The 25568-nt window shown below is 69.9% G+C and carries 25 protein-coding genes; 11 read left to right on the plus strand and 14 right to left on the minus strand.

What is annotated here, in order from left to right; genetic code table 11:
* Positions 1–14: 14 nt before the first annotated feature.
* Positions 15–386 carry a hypothetical protein gene (locus DEIGR_RS11020; protein WP_046844516.1) on the minus strand — a complete coding sequence of 124 codons (372 nt, stop codon included), beginning with the start codon at positions 384–386 and terminating at the stop codon, positions 15–17.
* 98 nt (positions 387–484) lie between these two features.
* Here DEIGR_RS11020 and truB point away from each other — a divergent pair, with 98 nt between their 5' ends.
* Positions 485–1426 (plus strand): tRNA pseudouridine(55) synthase TruB, encoded by a 942-nt coding sequence (truB, locus tag DEIGR_RS11025; protein ID WP_058977236.1) that lies wholly within the window; start codon positions 485–487, stop codon positions 1424–1426.
* Positions 1427–1494: 68 nt separating this feature from the next.
* Here truB and gatA read toward each other — a convergent pair whose 3' ends face one another.
* The 4 genes from gatA to DEIGR_RS11045 form a co-directional block, all read right to left on the minus strand.
* Positions 1495–2943 (minus strand): Asp-tRNA(Asn)/Glu-tRNA(Gln) amidotransferase subunit GatA, encoded by a 1449-nt coding sequence (gene gatA / locus DEIGR_RS11030; protein ID WP_058977237.1) that lies wholly within the window; start codon positions 2941–2943, stop codon positions 1495–1497.
* A gap of 61 nt (positions 2944–3004) precedes the next feature.
* Complete coding sequence (locus DEIGR_RS11035; RefSeq protein ID WP_058977239.1) at positions 3005–3766, minus strand: DUF4388 domain-containing protein; 762 nt, start codon at positions 3764–3766, stop codon at positions 3005–3007.
* A 143-nt stretch (positions 3767–3909) separates the two neighbouring features.
* A complete protein-coding gene (gene scpB / locus DEIGR_RS11040; RefSeq protein ID WP_058977241.1) occupies positions 3910–4467 on the minus strand; it encodes an SMC-Scp complex subunit ScpB in 558 nt (185 codons plus the stop codon).
* Positions 4464–5087, minus strand: coding sequence for an L-threonylcarbamoyladenylate synthase (locus DEIGR_RS11045; protein ID WP_407638319.1), 624 nt, complete (start codon positions 5085–5087; stop codon positions 4464–4466). Before DEIGR_RS11045 ends, scpB begins: the two co-directional genes overlap by 4 nt.
* Positions 5088–5171: 84 nt before the next feature.
* On the opposite strand from DEIGR_RS11045, the gene DEIGR_RS11050 reads away from it, so the two are divergent.
* A complete protein-coding gene (locus DEIGR_RS11050) occupies positions 5172–6392 on the plus strand; it encodes a type II secretion system F family protein (RefSeq protein ID WP_058977243.1) in 1221 nt (406 codons plus the stop codon).
* Between the two features lie 46 nt (positions 6393–6438).
* On the opposite strand, the gene DEIGR_RS11055 is transcribed toward DEIGR_RS11050, so the two are convergent.
* Positions 6439–7554, minus strand: coding sequence for a S8 family peptidase (locus DEIGR_RS11055; protein WP_236704728.1), 1116 nt, complete (start codon positions 7552–7554; stop codon positions 6439–6441).
* A gap of 321 nt (positions 7555–7875) precedes the next feature.
* On the minus strand, positions 7876–8208 hold the full coding sequence (locus DEIGR_RS11060; protein WP_058977248.1) for a hypothetical protein: 333 nt from the start codon (positions 8206–8208) through the stop codon (positions 7876–7878).
* An 86-nt stretch (positions 8209–8294) separates the two neighbouring features.
* Here DEIGR_RS11060 and DEIGR_RS11065 point away from each other — a divergent pair, with 86 nt between their 5' ends.
* Entirely contained in the window at positions 8295–9146 is an 852-nt protein-coding gene (locus tag DEIGR_RS11065) for a hypothetical protein (RefSeq protein ID WP_058977250.1), read from the plus strand.
* A gap of 85 nt (positions 9147–9231) precedes the next feature.
* On the opposite strand, the gene acnA is transcribed toward DEIGR_RS11065, so the two are convergent.
* The gene (gene acnA, locus DEIGR_RS11070) at positions 9232–11943 is read right to left on the minus strand and encodes an aconitate hydratase AcnA (protein WP_058977252.1); all 2712 of its coding nucleotides are present in this window, start codon (positions 11941–11943) and stop codon (positions 9232–9234) included.
* Between the two features lie 179 nt (positions 11944–12122).
* Here acnA and DEIGR_RS11075 point away from each other — a divergent pair, with 179 nt between their 5' ends.
* A complete protein-coding gene (locus DEIGR_RS11075) occupies positions 12123–12965 on the plus strand; it encodes a hypothetical protein (protein ID WP_236704729.1) in 843 nt (280 codons plus the stop codon).
* A gap of 32 nt (positions 12966–12997) precedes the next feature.
* On the plus strand, positions 12998–13780 hold the full coding sequence (locus DEIGR_RS20860; RefSeq protein WP_058977254.1) for a DinB family protein: 783 nt from the start codon (positions 12998–13000) through the stop codon (positions 13778–13780).
* Between the two features lie 20 nt (positions 13781–13800).
* Here DEIGR_RS20860 and DEIGR_RS11085 read toward each other — a convergent pair whose 3' ends face one another.
* On the minus strand, positions 13801–14079 hold the full coding sequence (locus DEIGR_RS11085) for a helix-turn-helix transcriptional regulator (RefSeq protein WP_058977256.1): 279 nt from the start codon (positions 14077–14079) through the stop codon (positions 13801–13803).
* Positions 14080–14150: 71 nt separating this feature from the next.
* Here DEIGR_RS11085 and DEIGR_RS11090 point away from each other — a divergent pair, with 71 nt between their 5' ends.
* Positions 14151–15629 carry an NADP-dependent isocitrate dehydrogenase gene (locus DEIGR_RS11090; protein ID WP_058977259.1) on the plus strand — a complete coding sequence of 493 codons (1479 nt, stop codon included), beginning with the start codon at positions 14151–14153 and terminating at the stop codon, positions 15627–15629.
* A gap of 198 nt (positions 15630–15827) precedes the next feature.
* Complete coding sequence (locus DEIGR_RS11095; RefSeq protein ID WP_058977261.1) at positions 15828–17744, plus strand: heavy metal translocating P-type ATPase; 1917 nt, start codon at positions 15828–15830, stop codon at positions 17742–17744.
* 315 nt (positions 17745–18059) lie between these two features.
* Here the strand turns inward: DEIGR_RS11095 and DEIGR_RS20370 are convergent, their stop codons facing one another.
* A complete protein-coding gene (locus tag DEIGR_RS20370; protein ID WP_153013712.1) occupies positions 18060–18770 on the minus strand; it encodes an Ig-like domain-containing protein in 711 nt (236 codons plus the stop codon).
* Between the two features lie 252 nt (positions 18771–19022).
* On the opposite strand from DEIGR_RS20370, the gene DEIGR_RS11100 reads away from it, so the two are divergent.
* Together DEIGR_RS11100 and DEIGR_RS11105 are read left to right on the plus strand one after the other, a co-directional pair.
* A complete protein-coding gene (locus DEIGR_RS11100; protein ID WP_058977262.1) occupies positions 19023–19502 on the plus strand; it encodes a heme-binding domain-containing protein in 480 nt (159 codons plus the stop codon).
* Positions 19503–19633: 131 nt separating this feature from the next.
* Positions 19634–19960, plus strand: coding sequence for a hypothetical protein (locus DEIGR_RS11105; RefSeq protein WP_153013713.1), 327 nt, complete (start codon positions 19634–19636; stop codon positions 19958–19960).
* Between the two features lie 57 nt (positions 19961–20017).
* Here DEIGR_RS11105 and yidC read toward each other — a convergent pair whose 3' ends face one another.
* From yidC to rpmH, 4 genes are all read right to left on the minus strand, one after another.
* Positions 20018–21628 carry a membrane protein insertase YidC gene (gene yidC / locus DEIGR_RS11110; RefSeq protein ID WP_058977266.1) on the minus strand — a complete coding sequence of 537 codons (1611 nt, stop codon included), beginning with the start codon at positions 21626–21628 and terminating at the stop codon, positions 20018–20020.
* Positions 21625–21858 (minus strand): membrane protein insertion efficiency factor YidD, encoded by a 234-nt coding sequence (gene yidD, locus DEIGR_RS11115; RefSeq protein ID WP_058978671.1) that lies wholly within the window; start codon positions 21856–21858, stop codon positions 21625–21627. Before yidD ends, yidC begins: the two co-directional genes overlap by 4 nt.
* A 17-nt stretch (positions 21859–21875) precedes the next feature.
* Positions 21876–22376, minus strand: a complete 501-nt coding sequence (gene rnpA / locus DEIGR_RS11120) for a ribonuclease P protein component (RefSeq protein ID WP_058977268.1) — start codon at positions 22374–22376, stop codon at positions 21876–21878.
* A gap of 73 nt (positions 22377–22449) precedes the next feature.
* Positions 22450–22593, minus strand: a complete 144-nt coding sequence (gene rpmH / locus DEIGR_RS11125) for a 50S ribosomal protein L34 (protein WP_046844501.1) — start codon at positions 22591–22593, stop codon at positions 22450–22452.
* Between the two features lie 171 nt (positions 22594–22764).
* Between rpmH and DEIGR_RS20375 the strand changes: the two genes are divergently transcribed.
* On the plus strand, positions 22765–23319 hold the full coding sequence (locus DEIGR_RS20375; protein WP_083524024.1) for a ComEA family DNA-binding protein: 555 nt from the start codon (positions 22765–22767) through the stop codon (positions 23317–23319).
* A gap of 47 nt (positions 23320–23366) precedes the next feature.
* Positions 23367–25505 carry a DNA internalization-related competence protein ComEC/Rec2 gene (locus tag DEIGR_RS11135; RefSeq protein ID WP_058977270.1) on the plus strand — a complete coding sequence of 713 codons (2139 nt, stop codon included), beginning with the start codon at positions 23367–23369 and terminating at the stop codon, positions 25503–25505.
* Positions 25506–25568: the final 63 nt, after the last annotated feature.

Here is a 25568-nt window from a genome sequence, read left to right on the forward strand (position 1 = left end):
AGACGGAATCCGGATCACAGGCGCCCCCGGCGGGACGGCGCGCCCAGCAGTCCCAGGACGGCCAGGACGGTCAGCACGCCCGACACGACCAGCATGGACGTGCGGACGGGCGCGGGCAGGGCGTCCCCGCCGCGCAGCGCCGCCGGGACGAGCGCCGCCACGAGCAGCAGGTGCCCGCCGACCAGCCCGCCGATCTTCACGCGGTCCGGCGCGAAACTCGCCGCGACCTGGAAGGCCCCCCAGGCGAACACCAGCGCGCCCGCCGCGCGCGCCAGCCACAGCGGCGCCACGCCCACCAGAGACGCGACGTCCGGCGGCAGGAAGTAGAGGTACAAGCCCAGCGGGATGAACAGCAGGGCGGTCAGCCAGAACGCGACACGCAACACAGGGCCCAGTCTACCCGCCCGGATGAGAGCCGTCGCCCCGCGCGGTCCCGGTCGCCGGGGGGCACTGAGGCGCGCCTGCCTCTGCTACCCTCCCCCGTATGCCCGTGATTGCCGTGGACAAGCCGCTGAACCTCACCTCGCACGATGTTGTGAACCGCGCGAGGCGGGCGCGCGGCACCAAACGCGTCGGGCACACCGGGACGCTGGACCCGCTGGCGACCGGGGTGCTGGTGCTGTGCGTGGACGACAGCACGAAGGTCGTGCAGTTCATGGAGGCCGACAGCAAGGAGTACCTCGCGTGGATCAGCCTGGGGGCCGGTACGCCCACCCTGGACGCCGAGGGGCCGGTCGAGGAGGTCGCGGAAGTGCCCATGCTGGACGCCGCGCGCGTGCAGGAGCTCCTGAATACGTTCACCGGACCGCAGGCGCAGGTGCCGCCGCAGTACAGCGCGATTCAGGTGGGCGGCCAGCGGGCCTACGCGGTGGCCCGCGCCGGGGGCGCGCTGGACCTGCCCGCGCGGAACGTGGTGATCCACTCGCTGGACCTGCTGGGCGTGTACCTCAGCGTGGACGCCGCGCCGCGCACCTTCGACCCGCAGGACTGGACCCCCACCGACCCCAGTTCTGCGGAGACCGGTCACACCTTCACGCTGCCACCCGCGCTGGGCGAGTACCCCACCCTGCTCGTCCGGGCCAGCGTGGGCAGCGGCACGTACCTGCGCTCCCTCGCCCGCGACGTGGGCGCCGCGCTGGGCGTGCCCGCGCACCTGGGCGGCCTGGTCCGCACCCGCGTGGGCCGCTACGACCTCCGTGACGCCGTGACCGTGGACGACCTGCCCGGCGCGACCGGCATTCCCGACCTCGCCGCACTGGACTTCCCGGTCATCCAGGCCGACGAACGCCTCGCCCGCGAACTCCGCCAGGGCAAACGCCCGGCCCACACCGCGCAGGGCCGCCACGTCGTCACCCTGGGCGGCGACCTCGTGGCGGTCGTGGACGGCAACGGCGAACAGCTGAAAGTCGTGCGCGCCTGGGCTTGACGGGTTGTGGGTTGTGGGCTGTAGGACCAGCTGTTCCCACCTCCGACAACCCACACCCCACAGCCTCCTCAGTACCCCGGTGCCACCTGCGGCTGCGCGATGCCGATGCCTTCCAGGCCGCCCGCGATCCGGACGAGGCGTTCGTCCTGGAGGGGCGGCGCGATGAACTGGATGCCGACTGGGAGTCGCACGCCCTCCGCGGTGTCGAATCCGGCGGGGACGCTCAGGGCGGGCAGGCCCGCGAGGTTGATGGCGACGGTGTCCACGTCGGCGGCGTACATGGCCAGGGGATCGCTGGTCTTCTCGCCGCGCCGGAAGGCGGGGAAGGGACTGGTGGGCGTGACGAGGACATCGAACTGCCCGAAGGCCTGCGTGAAGCGGTCGGCGATCAGGCGGCGGACCTTCATGGCCTTGCTGTAGTACGCGTCGTAGTACCCGCTGCTCAGGGCGTACGTGCCGATCAGGATGCGGCGCTGCACCTCCGGCCCGAAGCCCTGCTCGCGCGTGAGGGTCATCGCCTCGGTCAGGTCGCCCCCCTGGGCGCGCTGGCCGTACACCATGCCGTCGAAGCGGGCGAGGTTGCTGCTCGCCTCGGGCATGGCGATCAGGTAGTACGCGGCGATGGCGTACCGCAGTTCGGGCAGGCTGACCTCGCTGACGGTCGCGCCCGCGTCTCGCAGGGCATCCAGCGTGGCGTTCAGGGTGGCGTCCACGCCCGCCGTGTTCCCCGCGAGGCTCTCGGTGATCACGCCCACCCGCAGGCCGCGCAGGTCGTCTGGCGTCCCGGCGGCGAAGGCAGGCGGCGCGTGCAGGCTGGTGGCGTCCAGGGGGTCGTGCCCCGCGATGACGTTCATGACGAGCGCGAGATCATCGGCGCTGCGGGCGAACGGCCCGATCTGGTCGAGGCTGCTGGCGTACGCGACCAGCCCCGAGCGGCTCACGCGGCCGTAGGTGGGTTTCAGGCCGTACACGCCGGTGAACGCGGCGGGCTGCCGGACGCTGCCGCCCGTGTCGCTGCCCAGGCTGACGTCCACGAGGTTCGCGGCGACCGCCACCGCGCTGCCGCCGCTGCTGCCGCCCGGCACGCGCCCCGTGTCCCAGGGGTTCAGGGTGGGGCCGTGCGCGCTGCTCTCGGTGGAGCTGCCCATCGCGAACTCGTCCATGTTCGCCTTGGCGACGATGACGGCGCCCGCCCGGGTCAGGCGCGCGGCGGCGGTCGCGTCGTAGGGGCTGACGTACCCGCGCAGGATGCGGCTGCCGCAGGTCGTCTCGGTGCCCGTCACGTTGATGTTGTCCTTCACGATCACCGGCACGCCCGCCAGCGGCAGGGTCTCCCCGGCGTCCAGGCGCGCCTGCACCGCCTGGGCCTGCGCCTGCGCGTTCGGATTGACGCTCACGACGGCATTCAGCTCGCGGGCCGCCTCGATGCGGGCCAGGGCCTGACCGGTCAGGTCCTGCGGGGAGAGGTCACGCGCCTGAACGCGGCGCGCCTGAGTTGCGGCGGAGGTGAAGGCCATACCGCGCCAGTGTACCGGGCAGCCCCCCGCGCCCGGCGGGGACGATCAGACGGGCCGACGCTCAGACGGGCTTGACGAGCACCGACTCACCCGCGCGCAGCGACGTGCGCATGAGGAGTTCCGGCGGGATCATCAGCTGCGTCGTGATGTTCGACCCGACCCGCACCGGCAGGGAGAACACCTTGCCCGACTCGCCCCGGACCGCCACGAACTGCGGGTGCCGCACGATGTCCTCCTTCCAGCGGCGGAAGATCAGTTCATCCACGAGCACCACGTCCCGCACCTGCCGCGTGACCGTCACGACCAGCCGCGCCGTGCGCGACCGCCGCGGCACGAGCAGGCCGATCCGGAACAGTTTCAGCAGCATGCGCTTCACGTCCGGGTCCTCCACGAGGTCCCGGACGGGTTTCTGCGCGTCGATCATCTTCAGGACGTCCAGTTCCTTCATGCTCCAGCGCATGCGCCTCACCCGGTCCGGGGAGGTGAGCCGCGCCGGGCCGTCGAACGGCAGGTCCTGCACGGGCAGCGCCTCGAGCGCCTCCAGCGTCACCTCGTCCAGCGAGGCGTTCAGACGCGGGTCCGGATGCGTGACCCCCTCGTCGAAGTGGAACCGCCCGATCGGGTCGCGCATCAGCCGCACGAGCGCCGCGACCCCGACATCCTCCGCGAGCTGCAGGTGCCGGACCCGCCCGCCCTCCAGCCACGCCTCGAAGCGGCCGTCCGGGCGGAACACGTACAGCGCCCCGCTGCGCCCCTGCTCCGAGAGCAGGTAGAGCAGTTCCAGAAAGTCAAAGGTTTCGAGGCTGGCGGTGGACTTGGTCATGAATGGCCGGGCAGGGAACGACATGGAGGACCGACCTGTTCCAGCTCCGGCACACCCCTCTGCGACTCATGTTCGCTCATCCGGGCCGGGGGAACAAGGGCAACCACCCCGGCGGACGCCCCCGGCAGGCCCCCCCGCACCCATCAGCTGCGCAGCAGGTGAGCGAAATTCCCACTTTCCAGCGGCGGCAACTCCGCGAGTGACGTCAACCCGAACTCCAGCAGGAACCGCTCGGTCGTGCCGTACAGCAGCGGCTGCCCCACCGCGTCCGAACGGCCCACCACCTTCACGAGCTCCCGTTCCTGCAACGTCACGACCGTGCTCGCACTCCCGCCGCGCATCGCCTCGATCTCCGCGCGGGTCACGGGCTGCCGGTACGCGATCACCGCCAGCACCTCCAGCGCCGCGCTGCTCAGCGCAGGCAGGGGCGGCGGCGACAGCAGCGGCGACAGGTGCGGCGCGGTCGCGGGCGGCACCACCAGCCGGTACCCCCCCGCGACCGCCTCGACCACGAACCCCAGATCCGCCGACGCCACCTGCGCCGTGAACGCCTTCACCTCGCGCAGCGCCGCGTCCTCCGGGACGCCCAGCACCAGCGCCAGCTCCCGCAGCGTGACCGGCCGCCCCGCCGCGAGCAGCGCCGCGCCCAGCAGCGCCTGACGGCTGGGCCCGGTCAGCGCCGACCGGCCAGGAGGGGTCACGCCCCACCGGACAGCGCCGCGAGCAGCGCCGCCGACGGCACCGCCCCCTCCCGCACCACCCGCCGCCCCGGCACGTCCAGCACGGTGCTCGGCAGACCCAGCGCCCTCACCCCGGCGTCCGGCAGCACCAGATCCGCCAGACCCATGGCCCGCGCCTGCGCCTCCGTCAGCGCGGCCACCTGCCCGCTCGGGTTGCAGCTGGTCGTCGCCAGCACCCCGCCGGCCCGCTCCAGCAGGGCCAGCGCCACCGGATGATCCGGCACCCGCACGCCCACCTGCCCCCCCGGCGCCAGCGACGCCGGGCACCCCGCCGCCGCCCCCGTCACCAGCGTGAGCGGCCCGGGCAGGAACGACGCCAGCACATCGAACGCCGCGTCCGGCTGCACGAACGCCCGAGCGAACGCCAGACTCACGAACGACGCCTGCACCGGCTTCCCCCCGTCACGCCCCTTCGCCACGAACAGCGCCTCCGCCGCGTCCGGCAGCGCCGCCAGGCCCCACACCGTCTCACTCGGGTACGCCACGACCCCACCCCGCGCCAGCACGCGCGCCGCATCGTCCAGCAGCGCGGCCCACGGCACGCCCGCCCCCAGTTCCATCAGTCTGTCCAAGCTGTTCATCATGCCCCTGCGCGGCGCGCCGGTCCAGGGCACCCCCCCGGACCTGTAAGGTCACCGCAAGGCCCGCAGTCTATACTGAGCGGCATGCCCGTCTTCGAATACCGCGTGCGTGACCGCTCCGGCAAGGTGCTGAAATCCCAGATGGAAGCCGAGACGGCCAACCAGGTCCGCGACGCCCTGCGCTCCAAAGGCCTGATGATCGTCGAGATCAAGGCCCCCAAGAGCGGCCTGAACGCCGACGTCAAGATTCCCTTCCTCGACAACCGCCCCCCCAGCCTGAAACAGGTCGCGATCTTCAGCAAGCAGCTCGCCACGCTGATCAACGCCGGGGTGCCCCTCGTGCAGTCCCTGGCGATCCTCCAGAAACAGATCGACCACAAGGGTTTCCAGGGGGTCGTCAAGGAAATGCGCGGCGAGATCGAGGCAGGCACGCCGCTCAGCGACGCGCTGGCCAAACACCCCAAGATCTTCAACCGGCTGTATCTCAACCTCGTCCGGGCCGGTGAGACCAGCGGCACATTGGATTCCGTTCTCGAACGTATTGCAGCTTTCCAGGAAAAAGAACTCGCTCTGCGAGGCAAGATCAAGAGCGCCCTGACCTACCCTGCTGTCGTGCTTGCATTTGCCGTGCTCATCACTTATTTCCTATTGACGACCATCGTCCCTCAGTTTGCCGGCATTCTTTCTCAGCTGAATGCGCCGCTCCCCTTCATCACAAAGATGTTGATGGCCGTTTCAGATTTCCTAAAAAACCAAATCCTAATTATGGTAGGTATCATCATTGCGGTAACTTTTCTGTACCGCTGGTATTACAACACACCCAAAGGCCGCGTCATTATTGATGACATCAAACTGCGGGTCCCGATCCTCGGTAACCTGATCCAGAAGAGTGCCATTGCTTCCTTCTCACGCACGTTCGGCCTGCTCATCAGCAGCGGCGTCAACATCATCGAGAGTCTCGAGATCACCAAGGGCACCGCGAACAACGCCATCGTCGAGGAGAGCATCGAGAATGCCAAGAACGTCGTCATGGTCGGTGAGCAGATGAGCAGCAGCCTCGCCACCAGCAAGGTCTTCCCCCCGATGGTCGTCAGCATGATCTCCATCGGTGAAGAGACCGGATCGCTGGACGACATGCTGGTCAAGGTCGGGGACTTCTACGACCGCGAGGTTGACGAGGCAGTGGACAGCATGACCGCTGCGATTGAACCCCTGATGATCGTCTTCCTGGGGGGGATCGTCGGGACGATCGTGGCAGGTATGTTCCTGCCGATGTTCGCCATCATCGGCCAGCTCAGCCAGTAACGCAGGTGTTCCCGGCGGCCCCCGCAGGTGCGGGGGCCGCCGTCTGTCAGCGGGTCGCGGACCGCACGGCGGCGTTCACGTCAAGGAAACGCAGGCCGTCGGCCGTGAGGCGCGCGCTGGTCAGCAGTCGGGCTTTCGTCTCCTGCGCGCTCAGGGCTGGGTTCGCGGCGCGCATCAGGGCCGCGGCGCCCGAGACGAGTGGCGCGGCGAAGCTCGTGCCGGCCTGCAGGGTGTACCCGCCACTGTGGTTCAGGACGAGCAGTTGTGTGGCGTTCGTCGCGCCGGCGCAGTTCCCGGCGCCACCGGGGGCGATCATGAACTGCGCGGCCTGTGTGGTCTGACCGGTCAGCGGGCGGGCGCTGTAGCACGCCAGTGCGTCCCCGCTGCCTGCTGCGCCGACCGCGATGACGTCCGGGTGGCTGGCGGGGTAGTACAGGCCGTCCCCGGCGGTATTGCCCGCCGAGGCGACCAGAACGGCACTCTTCGCGGCGTCCGAGAGGGCTTTCGACAGTACGGGGTCAGGGTCGGTCGTGCCGGTCACGGCGATGCCGAGGCTCATGTTGATGACCAGCGCGCCGCCGCTGACCGCGTCCCGGACGGCCTGCGCGACCGTGCTGGTGCTGGCGCCACTCGCGCCGATGACCTCCAGGGGCGTGACCGTACCCGTCCAGGTAAGGCCCGCCATTCCCTGCGCGTTGTTGGTCGTGGCGGCAATCAGGCCGGTCGTGGCGGTGCCGTGCCCACCATCGTCGGACGGACCGCCCGCGAGGTACGACCGTCCCGCCGCGAGGCGACCCTGCAGGTCCGGGTGGGCCGCGTTCACGAGTGAATCCAGCACGGCCGTGCGGGCGGCGACGGGCGTCTTCCCGCAACTCTGAAGGAACGTCCAGGCCTGAGGGGCGTTCACGCGCGTCAGGTACGTCTGCTCGTACCGGGCGCCGCCCACGGTCACGCCCCCGTTGCCGGGCACGCCAGGGTCGTTCGGCACGGCCAGCGGAACGTAGAGGTAATCCGGCTGGATGACGGCTCCCTGCGCCTGCAGGCGGCCAGCGACGCTCGCCTCCGCGCCGGGCAGCGTGGTGACGACCGTCACGCCCGGCACGACCTCCTGCCCCGTCACGCCCAGCGTGGACAGCGCCGGTCCGCTGACGGCGCCGCTCACGAGCACCCGCCCCGGAACGTGAGGTCTGGACCAGTCGGCCGAGCCAGCTCCCCACGCCGCCCCACCCATGGGCGCTGCGGCCGGGGCGGGCTGCGCACTCAGGCTCTGCGTGCAGACCGGCCCAGGCGTCGGCGCGGGAGCTGGCTCGGGAACCGGCGTGATCGTCCCGCCGCCTCCACCTCCGCAGGCCGACAACAGCAGCGAGGCGGTCACGGCACACAGGACGGGCACAGGCAGACGCATACTCCAGCGTATAAGCCCGTGCCCTGACGTGGGTCTGAACAGCCTCCATCAACCCTGAACGTCACACCCGCCGCCGGATCAGTGAACGCGCACGCCCTTCGTCAGTGGCTGCTTCTGCACCCACTTCACGAACTTCTGCACCTCCTCCCGCTCGCGGATCGCCTCGACGGTGTTCAATTCGTTCGCCAGCTGCGCGTTGCTGAACGTCTTGCTCAGGAACCCCTGGCAGGCCGCGCACATCTTCACGGTGGGAATCTCGCCCAGTTTCACGCCCTGCCGCCGCCCCTGCGATTTGGGCACGAGGTGATGATCCGTCATGTCCCCTTCCCGCCCACACAGCACGCACGTGTCCAGCGGTTCCGCCTGCATGTCCTCAATCCAGCTCGCCTGCTCGCGTTCCTTCCGACCCATGACGGCACCATAGCGCGCGGGCAGCAGACCAACCGGGTCGACGCACCTGCACACCCCGGAACCGCGCAATCTGGAATAGTACGATCATGCTGTGGCTGGGGGAACGACGCGGGTATCTCAGTGACTGGATCACCCAACAATGGGTCAGGGCAACCGGACGTTCCCTAGACGACCACCCCCACCTGCTCGGCCCGGTCGGCACCCGACGCCGCATCGGCTTCGACCAGCCCGAGCAGCTGGCCGACGCGCTGAACCTGACGCTGGACACGTCCCCCTCGGGCGGACTGCTGCAGGACAGCGCCGCGCTGTTCCCCGGCATTCACCCCCGCGTGGCGGAATTCTACGACGAGACCTCCCACTACGAACTGCAGGTCTGGAGCAGCTGGCGCGGCCCGTTCCGCCCCTTCGGCCAGCTGCTCGGCGCGCTGTTCAGCCGCCGCCTGGAGCAGATGAACGTCCCGCTGGACGGACTGGACACCGCCTGGGGCCTCCACGGCGAGGTCACCCACCTGCGCGACCCCTCCGGACGCGTGCAGCACACCGTATGGCGACGCCGGTTACGCCGCACCGGCCGCGTCCTGTTCGTGGGGTACTACAGCGAGATCACCCTGCCGGACGGTCCCGGCGTCCGCATCGTCTTCCCCCTCCCCGGCGGCAACCTGACCGTGCTGATGGCCGCCACCGTCGGCCCCGCCGGGGAACTGCAGCTCTCCTCGAACGGACGCACCTTCGGGGGCGCCGGAGGGTACTTCACGCTGGCCGGTCCCCCCCACCGACGGGCCGTCGGACGCATGATCCCGCTGCATGAGGACATCGTCGTCTGGGTGGACGAACGATCAGAGCTGCGCGCCCGGCACACGCTCCGGCTGTGGCACCTCCACTTCCTGGAACTGCAGTACCTGATGCGCCGCACCGACCAGCCCACAACACCACTGTGAACGAGGAGACGACACCAGTCCACCGCTGACTGAAGCGAGCCCCGCCCAGTTTCCCGGGTGGGGCTCACTTCAGTTCAGGTCAGGTTCAGGCTTTGACTTCGTTGCTCTTGGCGAGGATGCCGCGGAGCACGGTCTGGAGGATGCCGCCGTTCTTGTAGTAGTCGATTTCGACGGGGGTGTCGATGCGGCACTGGACGGTGATGGTGCGGCTCTGGCCGTCGGCGGCGGTGATCTTGACGGTGACGTCCTGGCGGGGTTTGAGGTCGCCGGGGAGGATCACGTCGAAGGTCTCGTCGCCGTTGATGCCTAAGGAGTCGGCGGTTTCACCGTTCTTGTACTGCAGGGGCAGGACGCCCATGCCGACGAGGTTGCTGCGGTGGATGCGCTCGAAGCTTTCGGCGATGACGGCCTTCACGCCCAGCAGGAAGGTGCCCTTGGCGGCCCAGTCGCGGCTGCTGCCCATGCCGTAGTCCTTGCCCGCGAAGATGACCAGGGGGATATTGCTGGCCTTGTAGTTGACGCTGGCGTCGTAGATGGAGCTGACCTGCCCGGTGGTGTAGTCGGTGGTGAAGCCGCCTTCGGTGCCGGGGGCGAGCTGGTTCTTCAGGCGGATGTTGGCGAACGTGCCGCGCGTCATGATGCGGTCGTTGCCGCGGCGGCTGCCGTAGGAGTTGAAGTCCTTCGGAGCGATGCCGCGTTCGGTGAGGAACTTCCCGGCGGGGGTGTCGGCCTTGAAGCTCCCGGCGGGGCTGATGTGGTCGGTGGTGACGGAGTCGCCGACCTTCACCAGGGCGCGGGCGCCCTCGATGCTGACGATGTCGCTGGGGCCGCCGGCGAGGTTGTCGAAGAAGGGCGGGTTCTGGATGTAGGTGCTGTCTTCCTTCCAGTCGTACAGCGCGCCCTCGGCGACGGGGATGGCGTTCCAGTCCTGGTTGCTCTTCTCGATGCCGTCGTAGACCTTCTTGAACATCTCGGCGTTGATGGCCTGGTCCATGACCTGCTGGATCTCGGCGGTGGTGGGCCACACGTCGCGCAGGTACACGCTCTGACCGTCGGGGCCGGTGCCGATGGGGTCATTCACGATGTCGTTCACGACCGTCCCGGCCAGGGCGTACGCGACGACCAGGGGCGGGGAGGCGAGGTAGTTCGCCTTGATGTGCGGGTTGACGCGGCCTTCGAAGTTGCGGTTGCCGGACAGGACGCTGGCGACGACGAGGTCACCTTCCTGGATGGCTTCCACGACGGGTTCGGGGAGGGGGCCGCTGTTGCCGATGCAGGTCATGCAGCCGTAACCGACGGTGTTGAAGCCGATCTGGTCGAGGTAGCTCTGCAGGCCGGCGGCTTCGAGATACTCGGTGACGACGCGGCTGCCGGGGGCGAGGCTGGTCTTGACCCAGGGCTTGCTCTTCAGGCCCAGTTCGACGGCTTTCTTGGCGACCAGACCGGCGGCGATCAGGACGCTGGGGTTGCTGGTGTTCGTGCAGCTGGTGATGCTGGCGAGGGTCACGGCGCCGTGGCCGATCTTGATGTCGGTGCCGCCGATGGTGCCCTGCGCGTCCAGCTTGCCTTCGGGCAGTTCGAAGCCGCGGGCCTTGACGGGCGCGGTGAGGGCCTCGTTGAACACGGTGTGCATCCCGGTCAGGTCCACGCGGTCCTGGGGACGCTTGGGGCCCGCGAGGCTGGGGACGATGGTGCCCAGGTCGAGTTCGATGGTGTCGGTGAAGACGGGGTCGACCGTCTCGTCGGTGCGGTACATGCCCTGGGCCTTGTAGTACGCCTCGACCAGTTCGACTTCGGTGTCCAGGCGGCCGGTGCGGCGCAGGTAACGCAGCGCCTCGTCGTCCACGGGGAAGAAGCCCATGGTGGCGCCGTATTCGGGGGCCATGTTGGCGATGGTGGCGCGGTCGGGGAGGGTCATGTTGCTCAGGCCCGCGCCGTAGAACTCGACGAACTTGCCCACGACGCCCTTGGCGCGCAGCATCTCAGTGACGCGCAGCGCGAGGTCGGTGGCGGTGGCGCCTTCGGGCATGGCGCCCGTGATCTTGAAGCCGATCACTTCGGGCATCAGCATGTAGATGGGCTGGCCGAGCATGACGGCCTCGGCCTCGATGCCGCCGACGCCCCAGCCGACGATGCCCAGGCCGTTGATCATGGTGGTATGGCTATCCGTGCCGACGAGGCTGTCGGGGTACACGACGACGCCGTCGTCTTCGGGGCGGCTCTGGACGCCCTTGGCGAGGTACTCCAGGTTGACCTGGTGCACGATGCCGCTGGCGGGGGGCACGACGCCGAAGTTGTCGAAGGCCTGCTGGCCCCAGCGGAGGAACTCGTAGCGTTCGCGGTTGCGTTCGAATTCGAGGGCCATGTTGTTCGCCAGCGCGAAGTCGGTGCCGAACTCGTCGACCTGCACGGAGTGGTCGATGACGAGGTCCACGGGGATCAGCGGGTTGATCTTGCTGGGGTCGCCGCCGAGTTTGACCATGGCGCTGCGCATGGCGGCGAGGTCGACGACGGCGGGCACGCCGGTGAAGTCCTGGAGGATCACGCGGGCGGGCTTGAAGGGAATCTCGACTTCCTCGTTGACGGGTTTCCACCCGGCGACAGTGGTGACGTCCTCGCGGCGGACGTCGTAGTCGTTCGCTTCGCGCAGGACGCTCTCGAGCAGCACCTTGATGCTGACAGGCAGGCGGGTGATCTCAAAGCCCTGCTCCTGAAGTTTGTTCAGGTTGTAGTAGTAGAGTTTCTGACCGCTTTGCGTGGTGAGGACGTCGCGCGTCCCGAACAGGTTCATCGCCATGCTTGGTTTCCTCCTTGCCCACAGGGGGCGGTTCTTCCATCATAAATGTTTCGTGTGTGGGCGGGCGTTACCCGTGCAGGCACGAACGCCCGCCATCGTCACCCCGCCGGGGACAACGCGCGCCGGTCGGGGTCGCCTCCCCCGGACACCGGGGCCGCCGCTCGCGCATACTTCAGGACGTGACCGCTTCCCTCGCCCCCCACGAGTCCGCCCGCCTCTCCGCGCTGGAACAGACCGTCCGCGACGGCCTGCGCGACTTCCGCCGCACCGGACAGGCCCTCAGCGAGATCCGCGACAACGGGTTCTACCGCGCCTCCTACGAGTCCTTCGAGGCGTACCTGCAGGACCGCTGGGGCTTCACCGCCCCGCAGGCCGGGCGTCTGATCGACGCGTCCGACGTGGCGAAGGTCCTCGATCCGCTGGGCATCCAGCCGAAGAACGAGGCGCAGGCCCGCTCGTACCGCGCCGCCGCGAAGGTCATCGAGGAACTCGAACCCGAACAGCAGCGCGTCATCGCCCGCCTCGTGGAGGCCGCCGCGCCCGACACCCAGCCCGGAGCAGAGGGTGAGGCGGACGGCGAGACCGACCTGCCCTGGGACGTGCCCGCCGCCGAGGTCCGCATCATGGCCAGCGTCGTGAAGAAGATGCAACCCGACGCCCTGGTCCACCACCCGGACAGCGGCGACGAGGTGCCCTTCGACACCCTGAGCAACCCCGAACGCTTCGAGGTCATCCGCACCCACGTCGACCAGAAAACCCAGGCATACCGCGAGAAGCAGGAGGCGAAGGCGAACGCCCCGCAGGCCGAGAAGATCAACTGGGCCGACTGGGTGCTGAACACCGCCGCGCAGAACCTCGGGCACGGGCAGCGGCTGGAGATCACCGTGGAACCCGACGGCAGCGGCGCCGCCCGCGCCGTCGCCCGCATTGTGGACGGGGGCACCGGCGAGGTCCTTTCGGCCGGGGCCGGGGCCGTCACCCTGAAGAAAGCCGTGCTGAACCTCGCCGCCGAACTGAAGTAAGGCCGCGCGGAGGTGACCCGTATGCTGCGGGCATGACCTCCACGCTGCTCACGGACCGGCCCGGTTTCACGCCCATGATCGCCCGCCTGGTCGGCATGATGACCTACACGCGCGAGACGACCCTGGAGGCCGTGCAGGGCTGGACGCCAGAGGAACTGGACCTGATTCCGGACGGGCACGCGAACAGCGCCGGGATGCTGCTGGCGCACATGGCGGCGGTGGAGCGCATCTACCAGCTGATCAGTGACGGGCACCCGGACCCGGATTCAGCGCTGGAAGCCCACCACTGGCCGGGCCTGAACCTCGGGCAGCAGGGCCGCGCGGAGGTCCGGGGGCGGCCCCTGCGGCACTACCTGGAGGAACTGGCCCGCGTGCGCGCCGGAACGCTGGAACTCCTGGCCGCGCGGGACGACGCATGGCTGGACGAACCCCTCCCCTTCTGGGGGGGCACGGGCAACCGGCACTTCATGTGGTTCCACGTGTTCGAGGACGAGATCAACCACCGGGGCCAGCTGCGGCTGCTGCGGCGGCACCAGCCGGGGTTACAGGGGCTGGGCCTGACGGGCGCATGGCTGGAACCACTCGCGGACGGGCGGGGCGTGCGCTGCCGCATGGTGCATGAGGGCAGCCCGGCCGAACAGGCAGGCCTGCGCGGCGGGGACGAGATCGTCGCCATCGACGGGGTGGACGTGCAGGCCGCCTACTTTCACGAGTTGCGGCTGGGAGCCGCGCCGGGCGTGAGCAGCACCTTCACGGTCCGGCGCGATGACGGCACGCAGGACGTGACCGTCACGCGCGTGGCGCGGCCCGGCTGAGAGGGGGTGGGCACCACTGCCTAGCGGAGCAGGTCGAGGAGTTCGCCGACGGTGTGGTGCGCTTCGAGGGGGTGGCGCAGGGGGGTGCTGGGCTGGAGGTGGTAGGTGTTGCGGCGGCCCTGGCGTTCGCGGGTGAGGACGCCGGCGTCTTCGAGGTCGCGGACGATGCGTTGCACGGCGCGTTCGGTGATGCCGACGCGGGTGGCGACTTCGCGGAGGGTGTCGCCTGGGTGCTGCTGGAGGCACAGCAGGACGTGGGTGTGGTTGGTGAGGAAGGTCCACGGGGCGGGCGTGGTCATGGGTGGCTTGACCCTAGCACACAAAATACGACATACTTTTCGCGTATTAGATTTCGCTCTTTGGAGGAGCCATGACGCAACTCACCCTCGACCCTGCCCACACCGCACCCCTCACCACCGTCGCCGTCGCCCACGGGGATGGCATCGGCCCGGAAATCATGGACGCCACCCTGCGGATCCTGGCCGCCGCCGGGGCGCGCCTCCAGCCCGTCCCGATCCGCATCGGTGAGGCCGTGTACCGCGAGGGCCACACCAGCGGCTTCACGCCGGACACCTGGGACACCCTGCGCGCGGCGGGCGTGCTGCTCAAGGCCCCCATCACCACCCCGCAGGGCGGCGGGTACAAGAGCCTGAACGTCACGCTACGCAAGACGCTGGGCCTGTACGCGAACGTCCGCCCGTGCCGTGCCTACGCGCCGTTCGTGCCCAGCCACCACGCGGGCACGGACGTGGTGATCATCCGCGAGAACGAGGAAGACCTGTACGCCGGCATCGAGCACCGCCAGACGCGCGAGGTCGTGCAGTGCCTGAAACTCGTCACGCGGGACGGCTGCGAGCGGATCGTGCGCTACGCCTTCGAGTACGCCCGCGCGCACGGGCGGCGCCGGGTGACGGCGCTGAGCAAGGACAACATCATGAAGCTCACGGACGGCCTGTTCCATCAGGTGTTCCGCGAGATCGGCGCCGAGTACCCGGACCTCGAGCAGGAGCATCAGATCATCGACATCGGCACGGCGCGGCTGGCGACCCGCCCCGAACGGTACGACGTGGTCGTGACCCTGAACCTGTACGGGGACATCATCAGTGACGTGGCGGCCGAGGTGACGGGCTCGGTGGGACTGGCGGGCAGCGCGAACATCGGCCCCAGCTTCGCGCTGTTCGAGGCGATTCACGGCAGCGCGCCGGACATCGCCGGGCAGAACGTCGCCAACCCCGGCGGACTGCTGCAGGCGGCGGTCATGATGCTGGGGCACCTGGGGCAGCACGACGTGGCGGTGCGGGTGCAGAACGCGTGGCTGCGCGCCCTGGAGGACGGCGTGCACACCGCCGACATCGCGGGGGAACACACCCGCGGGCGGGTCGGGACGCGCGAGTTCGCGGACGCCGTGATCGCCCGGCTGGGGCAGGAGCCGCAGGTGCTGCCCGCCGCGCGCCGGGGACCGGGGCAGCTGCCGGCGCCCGCGCCGCAGCCGGACCGCCGGGACGTGGTGAAGACGCTGGTGGGCACGGACGTGTTCTTCGAGTGGGCCGAGGCGGACCGTGACCCGTCGGTGCTGGCGGCGCGGCTGGAGGCACTGGTGACCGGGCGGTTGCGGCTGAACATGATCACGAACCGGGGCGTGAAGGTCTGGCCGGGCGGGCAGCCGGAGACGTTCCGCGCGGACCACTGGCGCTGCCGTTTCCTGGCCGACGGGGACGGGCCGGTGCGGCACGCGGACGTGGTGGCGCTGCTGACGGGTCTGCTGGGCAGCGGGCTGGATTTCATCAAGACCGAGCACCTGTACACCTTCGACGGCGTGCCGGGCTTCTCGATGGGGCAGGGGCAGTAGCAGGCAGACCTTCTGACGGGGGGCCGCCTTCTTCCCGCGTGGGAGGGGGCGGCTTCCTTCTGTTGGGCGCCTGGGATTGCCGAGCATTCCGGTGGGTGTTCTGCGTTGAGTTCGGGGGGCGGGGGGAGTAGAATCCTCTTATTGAGAATCCTTCCTATTAAGGAGGGTCGTTCCTCTCCCCCACCCCGGAGGCTCCCCGTGACCACCCAGACCCTTCCCCACCCAGGCGCCCGGCCCGAGCCGCGCTTCACGATGTCGTCCGATCTGCGCCGCGCGGTCACCCTAACCGCCCTGACCCTGGCGGGCCTCCTCGTGGGCCTGACCGGGCAGTACCTCCTGCACCTCCCGGCCCTGCAGTGGGCGGGGTACGTCACGGCGTTCCTGGCGGGCGGCATTCCCGCCGGGCGCGAGGCGCTGCACTCGCTGTTCGCGGAACGCAAGCTGGACGTGGACCTGCTGATGGTGCTCGCGGCCCTGGGCGCGGCGAGCATCGGGCAGGCGGCGGACGGCGCGATCCTGCTGTTCCTGTTCAGCCTGAGCAACACCCTGCAGGACTGGGCGATGGGCCGCACGTCCAGCGCCATCCAGGCCCTGATGGACCTGAACCCCGAGGGCGCGACCGTCCGCCGGGACGGCGTGGAGAAATGGTGCGAGCTGGGCGAGATCCGCATCGGGGACCTGCTGGTCGTGCGGCCCGGCGAGCGAGTCGCCGCCGACGCGCTGGTCGTCCGGGGGCAGACGAGCGTGGACGAGAGCCCCATCACGGGCGAGAGCGTCCCGGTGGACAAGGCCCCAGGCGCGGAACTGGCGTCCGGCACCGTGAACCTGAACGGCAGCGTGGAGGCCGAAGTGGTCCGCCCGGCGGGCGAGAGCACCCTGGCGCGACTGGTGGGCCTGATGGAGCAGGCGCAGACGCAGAAGAGCCGCACCGAGAGCCTGACCGAACGCTGGGAGAGCCCGTACGCGGTGATCGTGCTAGCCCTCGTGCCCGCCGTGTACGCCCTGCTGCGCTTCGGGTTCGGCCTGAGCGTGGACGACGCGTGGTACCGCGCGATGACGTTCATGGTGGTCGCCAGTCCCTGCGCGGTGGTGATCAGCACGCCCGCCGTGATGCTCTCGGCCATGGCGGCCGCCGCGCGCGCCGGGGTGCTGTTCAAGAGCAGCGCCGCCCTGGACGCCCTGGCGGGCGTGCAGACCGTGGCATTCGACAAGACCGGCACGTTGACCCAGGCCCGCATGACCCTGACCGCCGTGCACGCGGATGACGAGGGGCAGGCGCTGGCGCTGGCTGCCGGACTGGAAGCGCACAGCGAGCACCCCATCGCGCAGGCCATCGTCACCGCCGCGCAGGAACGCGGCGTGACCCCGCTGACCGTCACGGACGCGCAGGCGATTCCCGGTCACGGCATCGAGGCGCGCCTGCCGGACGGGCAGGTCGCGTGGGCGGGGAACGTCCGCCTCGCGGAGCGGCAGGGTGCCACGCTGGACGCCGCGCAGCAGGCGGCCCTGAGTGACCTGGGCGCGCGCGGCAGCAGCAGCGTCATCGTCGGCGTCGGCCCGCGCGTGACCGGCGTGATGGGCGTCGCGGACGCCCTGCGCCCCGACATCCGCGCCGCGCTGGACGCCCTGAAGGCCAGCGGCGTCACCCACCGCGTCATGCTGACCGGCGACCGCGAGGAGGTCGCCCGCAGCGTGGCCGCCGAGGTGGGCCTCAGTGAGTTCCGCGCGGGCCTGCTGCCCGAGGACAAGCTGCGCCTGATCGGCGAGCTGCCCGGCCCGGTCGCCATGGTCGGGGACGGCGTGAACGACGCGCCCGCCCTGGCCCGCGCCGACCTGGGCGTGGCGGTCGCCTCGGGCACCGACGTCGCCATCGAGAGCGCGGACGTGGTCCTCATGCAGAACGACCTCGGGAAACTGGCGGGCGCCGTCCGACTGGCCCGCGACGCGCGGCGCACCGTGATCACGAACCTCCTGTTCGCGTTCGGGGTGATCCTGATCGTCGCGCCGCTCGCCGTGGCGGGCAAGGTGCCACTGCCGCTGGGCGTCCTGGCACACGAGGGCGGCACGGTGTTCGTCGTATTCATGGGCCTGCGCCTGCTGCGCCACCGGGTCTAAGGACGTCGAAGCTAACATTGCGAGATTCCGGGAAAGCACCGGAATCTCTCCATTCCCGCTTCAACGTACTTCCTCTGCTACGCGCTCCGCGCGGTTTATCTAAAAGACAAACGCAGTGTACTTAGGCAGGAGGCAGTGCTCGGGGCGATGGGGTGGCCTGAACCACGCCCCCTTGTGTTACCTGTGGCGTCAAAGGCTCAACTGGCAACCTGCCGTGTCTCTGCATTCAGCAGCCCGGCGCAGGCCGCCGAGGTCATCGACAGACTCGACCGAAGGTCACCACGACTTCCTGAACACCGGCGGAATCTCATCCACTCAATCACGGTGCCCGGGACCTGCTTTCTGATCCGGCTGCGCCCGACTGCAATCGGTGCGTGCTCCCCCCGCCCCGAAGCGCACGCTGGCCATGATGGACGGGTCTGCCTTGAGTCTGGCGGTGATCACCGTCCAGCCTGCTACCTTCCGGCATTTCGCTTCAAGGAGACCGCCCTGGTCAATGGACGCCACATCCGGGCGGCTGGACGTCCAAGTCACCGCTGGACTCACCCCGGGCGCATCCACGAAGCTCCCCAACCGCTGCTGGTAAGGCCAGACGGCCGTGTGCAGTTCCGAACCCAGAATCCCGAATCCGCGGACGACCGGAGCATTCGTGGTGGGTTGAAGGCGAATCACGAGAGGTGTGGGCGCGACCGGGCCGCACCGATTTTCTCTGACCACCACACCACGCACGGTCACCGGCCTGTACCAGGGACGATTGACGGTAACGGTGTAGCGACCGGTGCGCTCTTGATGCACGGTGACCTGACGCGTTCCCTGACGTCCGGGAGGCAGAGCAAGGGGGAAAGCGGCGTCTGGCAGCACCTGTCCGGCCTCGTTCCTCACCTCGACGGAGACTGGCGGAACGAGCATGGCCGGACAAGCGGAGACCGCAGGCTGTCCTAGGTGGGGACTCGGCAGCGGCTGAAGGACCGGACCGGTCACGCCTCCGGTGAGGGTCAGGGTCAGAAGCCAGGGCAGGATGGCCATGGCAGTAACCTACGTCGAAACCCTGATGCGGGACTGTCGAATCAGCGCCTGATTGCGTCCGTGATTCTTTGCGTCCGGCCCCCCCGGCGTGTTCGAGCCAGGCAAGGGGGGAATGGAACGGGCGGGTGGCAATCAGGCTCGATGTCAAACATTCGGATCAGAACCGCGCCCCTTAAGGTTCCCGCAGGTCAAGACACATCCCGGCGTGGACTGGGAAGCACAGGCTGAGCTTCAGAGTTCACCGGAGGCCCCATGAGACTGAATCCCGCCCGCCGTCCCCTCCTGCCCCGTGTGCTGCTGGGGCTCGTCAGCCTGTTCGTCGTCGCGCAACTCGTGCCGTATGGCCGGGCGCACGCCAATCCCACTGTGCAGGCGCAGCCGAAGTGGGACAGCCCGCAGACCGAGGCGCTGTTCACGCGCGCCTGCGCGGACTGCCACAGCCACGCGACCGTATGGCCCTGGTACAGCAACGTGGCGCCCGTCTCGTGGCTGGTGCAGCGGCACGTGGACGAGGGCCGCAGCCGGTTCAACGTGAACGTCCCCGGCTTCGGGCGGGATGCCGACGAGGCCGCCAAGGAAGTCCGGAGCGGTGGAATGCCCGAACCGACCTACCTCCCCATGCACCCGGAAGCCCGCCTGAACGCGCAGGAGAAGCAGCAGCTCGCGGCGGGTCTGGAAGCGACCTTCGGCGGGGAACGCGAGGGTGGGGAAGCGGAGGGCGAGGGCCGCTGAGCGTGACCGGGCCGCGCCGTAAGGTCTGGTGAACGCGGCCCCCACCCGATTCCAGCCTGCGCGGGCCTACGCTGGGCAGCGACGCATTCAATCCAGTGGGTCCCCGCGCGGGCGGGGCAGGAGGCAACAGCATGGGAGAGGGCAGACCGAACGGTGAGGCACACGCGAACGTCTCGCAAGAGACCATCAACGACCAGGGCCAGTGGAACACCGGCACCCCCAAGAACCCGGGCGACGCCGCCACCCAGGGCATCTACCCGGACGCCAGCGACGCGAACGCGGACGCCGGGGACACCACCTCGCAGGCGCAGCAGGTGAGCCTGACCACCGACCCGCGCCCCGACGCGCAGGGCGGCACGGACGTGAACCCCACCTCGTTCGGGAGCATGCAGGACGGGCTGCCCGCCAGCGGCGCCACCACCGACCCGGACACGAAGGCCGACAGCGACAAGGCCTGAACCCTCAATGGAAACGCCCACCCGCAAGCAGGGGTGGGCGCTTTCCCTTGACGGGACTTACTTCTTGGGTGCGTCGATGGTCTTACTGGCCTTCGTGGCCGGACGGGCGGGGGCCTTCTCGACCTTCTGGCCGATGCTGGCGGTTTCCTTCTCGACCTGACGGTTGATCAGGATCTGCTGCCCGATGCCGATCAGGGTGGACAGGATGATGTAGATCGTCACGCCCGCCGGGAAGGTCAGCGCGAAGTACAGGAAGATCAGGTAGATGAACGCCTGCTGGCGGAACATGTCCGGGTTCTTGCGGGTCATGACGTACAGCTGCCCGATGTTCACGATCAGGTACACGACGGCGAGCAGGTAGAACGGATCAGGAATCGCGAGGTCCGGGAGCCACAGGAAGCCGCTGTCGAACTCGAAGTTGCGGATGGTCGACCACAGCGCGATCAGCACCGGGAACGGAATGAAGGTGGAGAAACACCCGGCCGGGTTGAAGTTGTAATCCCGGTACAGCTGCTGCATTTCCGTCTGCATGGCCCGCTGGGAATCCATGTCCTTGCGGTCTTTGTACTTCTCCTGGATTTCCTTGATCTTGGGCTGCATGACCTGCATGCGGGCGGTGGTGCGGCCCTGGGCCTGCATCAGGGGCCACATGATGGCGCGCAGCAGGATGGTCAGGACGACCAGCACCAGGCCCCAGTTCTGAATGACCTTGTACAGCTGCTCCATGAGCTTCACGATCAGCAGGCTGATCTGACCGAAGAAGTTCGGTTTGAACAGGCCCGGCAGGTCGGTGTAGCCGCTCTGGTACAGGTGGATCAGTTCGTTCTTGCCGCCGTAGACTTCCAGGTTGCTGCTGGCCGGTACGGACGCCGTGATCAGGCCCTGCGCGCCGCCGGTCAGGGTGGTGTTCACCTGCGTGCCGCCCTGCGGGAGGATCATCAAGGCGTGTGCGGCCTGTCCTGGACCGAAAGCCGATCCACCGACTTCCTGCAGCGCGGCGTACTGGATGTTGTCGACACTCAGGGTACCGCTGCCCTGCACGGCGGCGGGCTGCGCGCCACCCTGCGTGTAGGCCTGCACGCGCGGGTTGTCGGCTTTGCCCAGACCCGGGAACAGGATGTTCACGCGTTCGGAGCCGCCCGTCACCTCAGTCTTCAGGTCGACCTTGAAGTTACGGGGGTGCAGCGTGACGGTCTTCGTGACGGTCACGCCGCCCTGCGTGTAGCGGAACACGGCGTCCTGACGGTTGGCCTTCAGGTCGGTGGTCAGGCCGGTCGGGGTGGTCGTCTCGGCGGGCTGCGCGGGGTCGAGCCCGGCGGCCTTGTCCTCGACAGCCAGGGCCTTGCGCCCGGCGACCATGTTTACGATGCCCTTCTGGTTGGTCAGGGCACTGAAATCGTAGGTGCCGTCGCCCCGCTTCTTGATGTAGGGGGTGCCGGCGTAGCCCTTGACGTACCAGCCGATGATCTCGCCGCGGGCGTTGAACACCACGTCCTGGAGGTTGCTCGTGGCGATGTACTCGTCGCCGAGCTGGCCGTCGAAGTCGGCCTTGATCCATTCGGGGGTGATGGCCTTGCCGAAGGTGGGCAGCGGGCCGGTCTGACCGCAGCCGCTGAGCAGCAGCATGCCGCCCAGGGCGGCGATTGGAAGCAGGTGTCGTGTCTTCATGGGTTTCGGGGTTGCCTCTTGGGGAAGTGCTCGGGGACGGGGTCGAACCCGCCGGGCACCAGGGGATTGCAGCGCATGACGCGCCACGCGGCCAGCCAGCCGCCCTTCACGGCGCCGTGCCGTTCGATGGCCTGCGCGGCGTACTCCGAGCAGGTTGGGGTGAAGCGGCAGGTGGGCGCGGGCTTGCGGGGCGAGAGGTGCTGCTGGTAGGAACGGACGGCCCGGACCATCAGTTTGCGGGGCGCGTTCACGCGCGGTCCCCCTGCGGGTCGGGTTCCGGTGAGTCTAGCGCGGGCTGGGGGGCGGCTGGGGGCACGGGGGCAGGTACGCGCCGCCCCCCGCCCGGGTTCCCGCCGCCGCCAGCTTTGCCGCCGCTGCCGCCCTTGCCGCCCCGGCCGCCGCGCGTGGGGGCGCGTTTCAGGGCGCGTTCCAGCGCCGCCTGGAGGTCCTCGAACGGCACATCCAGGATGGCGGGGTTGGGCAGCAGGATGGCGCGGCAGGCGGGGAGACCGCCGGGCAGGGTCCGCAGGGCCTCGCGGGCGCGGCGGCGGGCGCGGTTGCGGTCCACGGCGTTCTTGAGAGTCTTCTTGCTGACCACGATGCCGATGATGGCCCGCGGCTGCCACGATTCCCCGTGGCGGGGGCGGTACTCGGTGACACGCAGCGTGAACAGCGGGTCGCGGATCGCCTGCCCGTGGGCGCGGACCTTGCGGAAGTCGCGGTCACCCCGTAACGAGTCCAGCGCCACCGGACGGCGGGGCCGTTCCTGGGTGGCGCTGGGGGGATCAGTCTGTGCGATGAGGGCCGCTCCGGGTGGGAGCTTACTCGTCGGCGACGGTGAGCTGGTGACGGCCCTTGGCGCGGCGACGCGCGAGGATGTTACGGCCGGACTTGGTCTTCATGCGGGCGCGGAAGCCGTGGGTCTTGGCGCGCTTGCGGTTGTTGGGCTGGTAGGTACGCTTCATGGTGCTCTCCTCTTCTTCTCGCGGAGCCGCTGGCCTGCTGGCCGGGCGCGGAGCGTCACGCGGGAACGCCTCCCTCGGGAGGCAAACTCCGGGAGTGTAGCACGGCGCGCGCCGCGAGGGCAAAGGGCATGTGCGGCAGCGTGCCTGCCCCCGGACTTCTAAGCTGACCGCATGCCCAGCACCGAGGTGGCGACCCCTCACCCGGCTGACCCGTCCGCGCCCGAGCGGGGAGCAGGGCGGCACGCCGCAGCGCCCGTGTCCCCGGCGGCGCCAGCCAGACTGGCACCCCCTGAGCCTCTGTCCCGTCTGCGTGTTCTTCCGCCCCACCTGTCTGCCCTGGACCCCTGGACGCTCCTGCTGGGCGGCGCGGTGCTGCTCGCGGCGGCGTTCACGCTGCTTCCGGCGCTGTTCCCGCAGCCGCGCGTGCCGACCGTGACCCGCGCGGCGCTGCCCGTTGCGACCTCACCGGCGGCGACCTCGCCTGCACCCGCCACGCCGGAGGCGCCGGTCTACCCCACCACGAGCAGCGTCACGCCGCTGATCTCCGGGCGGGTGAACCTGAATTCGGCCAGCCTGGAGCAGCTGGAGGCCCTGCCGAAGGTCGGCCCGGCGCTGGCCTCACGGATCGTGGCGGGGCGCCCCTACCGGTCGCTGGCGGACCTGGACCGCGTGAAGGGCGTCGGGCCAGCAGCGCTGAAGGCCCTGGGGCCGCTGGTGTCGTTCTGAACGCGCCCCGGCCCCGCGTGGGTAGCCTGCCGTGGCCGGTTCCGGCGGTGGTGGGCGTGATCGGCGGCATCCTGCTCGCATTGGGGCAGGGGTGGGGCGTGGCGGCGCTGCTGGTCGGCGCGGGGCTGGTGCTGTGGCACGCCCGGCCGGTCCTGCTGGCGCTGGTGCTGCTGGGCGGCGCGGTGGGCTGGGCCTCGGCTCACGCGGTCCTGACCCGCCCGAACGCCCTGACGCCGTGGTTCGGGGCACTGGTGACCGTGCAGGGCGAGTGGGACGGGCAGTTCCTGACGCTGCGCGACCCGCCCGCGCGCGTGACGCTCGCGCCGAAGCCCACGCAGGGGCCGGGGCAGCTGCGGGTGTCGGGTCGCCTGCTCGCCCCGGAGGGCCGCCGCACGCCCGGGGTCTTCGATCAGGCGGCGTGGTTCCGCGCGCAGGGTGGGCTGCTGAGCGTCACGCCGGGCGGCGCGCTGGTGGGGGCGCGGGTACGGGAGTTCCAGCCGCAGGGCGGATTGCGCGGCTGGTTCCGCCGGGGCCTCACCACGGGCCTCACGGAGCGGCAGGGCGCGCTGATGCAGGCCATCGAACTCGGCGACCGGGGTGACATCAGCCGCGAGCAGTTCAGCGAGGGTGAGGCGGTGCGCGACGCGTTCGCGCGGGCGGGGCTGGCGCACCTGATGGCGCTGTCCGGGCAGAACGTGGCGATCCTGACCGGCGCGCTGATCCTGCTGCTGACGCGGCTGGGCGCGGCTCCCGCGTGGCGGTTCGGCCTGCCGGTGCTGCTGCTGGGGCCGTACCTGCTGCTCGTGCAGTCCTCGGCGAGCATCACGCGGGCGGTCCTGATGGGCGGCGCGGTGCTGATGGCGCTGGCGCTGGGGCGCGGGCGGCCAGACCCAGTGGGGGTGATCGCGCTGGCGGCGCTGGCGTGCCTGCTCCTGTATCCGCTGTGGCTGACGGACGTGGGCTTTCAGCTGTCGTTCCTGGCGGTGCTGGCTCTCACGCAGTCCGAGCGGGTGGCGGGGCTGCTGCCGGGGCGCTGGCCGCGCTGGCTGCGGCTGGGCCTCGCCGCGACCCTGCTGGCCGAGGCGGGTACGCTGCCGGTGATCGCGGGGACGTTCGGGCAGGTGCCGCTGGTGGGGCTGCCCGCCAACCTGCTGGCCGGGGGGATCATGGCCCTGCTCGTCCCGCTGGGGTTCCTGGCGGGGCTGCTGGGACCGCTGGCCCTGCCGCTGAACGTGGTGAACGGCGTCCTGGCCGACGCGCTGCTGCTGTTCGCCCGGACCTTCGGGCAGGCCCCGGTGCTGTCCTGGGGGCAGGTGGGCGTGGGCGGCCTGCTGGCCTACGCGGCGGCGCTGCTGGCCGGGTGGCTGTGGCTGCTGGGGCGCGTCCGCGCGCCCGCCGCGCTGGGCACGTGGCTGGCCTGCCTCCTGCTGACGACCCTACCGGGACGACTACATCCCGCGCGCGAGGTCGTCTTTCTGGACGTGGGGCAGGGAGACAGCACCCTGATCCGCCTCCCCCACCTGACGGTCCTCGTGGACGCCGGGGGTTCGGTGGGCAGTGACTACGACGTGGGGGCGCACACGGTCGTGCCCACCCTGCGGGCTCTGGGCGTGCGGAAACTGGATGTCCTGGTCGCCACGCACGCGGACACCGACCACATCGAGGGCGCGGCGAGCGTCCTGCGGCAGCTGCCGGTCGGGGAGGTCTGGATCGGGCAGCGCAAGACGGACGATCCGGTCCTGACCGCTGTGTTGCTCGCCGCGCGGGAGCGGCACGTCCCGGTGCGCGAGGTTCGCCGGGGCGATCAGGTCACCTCCGACGGCGCCTCCCTGACCGTCCTGTGGCCCGCCGGACACGCGTGGAGCACCGAGGACAACGACAACAGCGTCGCCCTGCGCCTGGAGTCACGCGGGTGGCGGGCCGCGTTCCTGGGCGACCTGCCCGCCCCCGTCGAGGAACGACTCGTCGCTGGACCGCTGGACCTCCTGAAGGCCGCGCACCACGGCAGCCGCCACAGCACCGGCGCGGCCCTCCTGGCGCAGACCACCCCCGCCGACACCGTCGTCAGCGTGGGGCGGAACACCTACGGGCACCCTCACCCGGACGTGCTGACGCGGCTGGCGCAGGCGCACTCGCGGGCGTGGCGCACCGATCAGCTGGGCACGATCCGCTGGCCGGTGCCGTGATGGGTTGTGGGGTGCAGGTTGTGGGAAGAGACCCATGCCTGCACCCCACAACCCACAACCCTG

The sequence above is a fragment of the Deinococcus grandis genome (genome assembly GCF_001485435.1).
Lineage (GTDB): Bacteria > Deinococcota > Deinococci > Deinococcales > Deinococcaceae > Deinococcus > Deinococcus grandis.

Coding starts and splice junctions, on each gene's coding strand:
- truB (WP_058977236.1), top strand. CDS start 485: ATGCCCGTGATTGCCGTGGACAAGCCGCTGAACCTCACCTCGCACGAT.
- gatA (WP_058977237.1), bottom strand. CDS start 2,943: ATGGCCTTCACCTCCGCCGCAACTCAGGCGCGCCGCGTTCAGGCGCGT.
- DEIGR_RS11035 (WP_058977239.1), bottom strand. CDS start 3,766: ATGACCAAGTCCACCGCCAGCCTCGAAACCTTTGACTTTCTGGAACTG.
- DEIGR_RS11045 (WP_407638319.1), bottom strand. CDS start 5,087: ATGAACAGCTTGGACAGACTGATGGAACTGGGGGCGGGCGTGCCGTGG.
- DEIGR_RS11050 (WP_058977243.1), top strand. CDS start 5,172: ATGCCCGTCTTCGAATACCGCGTGCGTGACCGCTCCGGCAAGGTGCTG.
- DEIGR_RS11060 (WP_058977248.1), bottom strand. CDS start 8,208: ATGGGTCGGAAGGAACGCGAGCAGGCGAGCTGGATTGAGGACATGCAG.
- DEIGR_RS11065 (WP_058977250.1), top strand. CDS start 8,295: ATGCTGTGGCTGGGGGAACGACGCGGGTATCTCAGTGACTGGATCACC.
- acnA (WP_058977252.1), bottom strand. CDS start 11,943: ATGGCGATGAACCTGTTCGGGACGCGCGACGTCCTCACCACGCAAAGC.
- DEIGR_RS20860 (WP_058977254.1), top strand. CDS start 12,998: ATGACCTCCACGCTGCTCACGGACCGGCCCGGTTTCACGCCCATGATC.
- DEIGR_RS11085 (WP_058977256.1), bottom strand. CDS start 14,079: ATGACCACGCCCGCCCCGTGGACCTTCCTCACCAACCACACCCACGTC.
- DEIGR_RS11090 (WP_058977259.1), top strand. CDS start 14,151: ATGACGCAACTCACCCTCGACCCTGCCCACACCGCACCCCTCACCACC.
- DEIGR_RS20370 (WP_153013712.1), bottom strand. CDS start 18,770: ATGGCCATCCTGCCCTGGCTTCTGACCCTGACCCTCACCGGAGGCGTG.
- DEIGR_RS11100 (WP_058977262.1), top strand. CDS start 19,023: ATGAGACTGAATCCCGCCCGCCGTCCCCTCCTGCCCCGTGTGCTGCTG.
- DEIGR_RS11105 (WP_153013713.1), top strand. CDS start 19,634: ATGGGAGAGGGCAGACCGAACGGTGAGGCACACGCGAACGTCTCGCAA.
- yidC (WP_058977266.1), bottom strand. CDS start 21,628: ATGAAGACACGACACCTGCTTCCAATCGCCGCCCTGGGCGGCATGCTG.
- yidD (WP_058978671.1), bottom strand. CDS start 21,858: ATGGTCCGGGCCGTCCGTTCCTACCAGCAGCACCTCTCGCCCCGCAAG.
- rpmH (WP_046844501.1), bottom strand. CDS start 22,593: ATGAAGCGTACCTACCAGCCCAACAACCGCAAGCGCGCCAAGACCCAC.
- DEIGR_RS20375 (WP_083524024.1), top strand. CDS start 22,765: ATGCCCAGCACCGAGGTGGCGACCCCTCACCCGGCTGACCCGTCCGCG.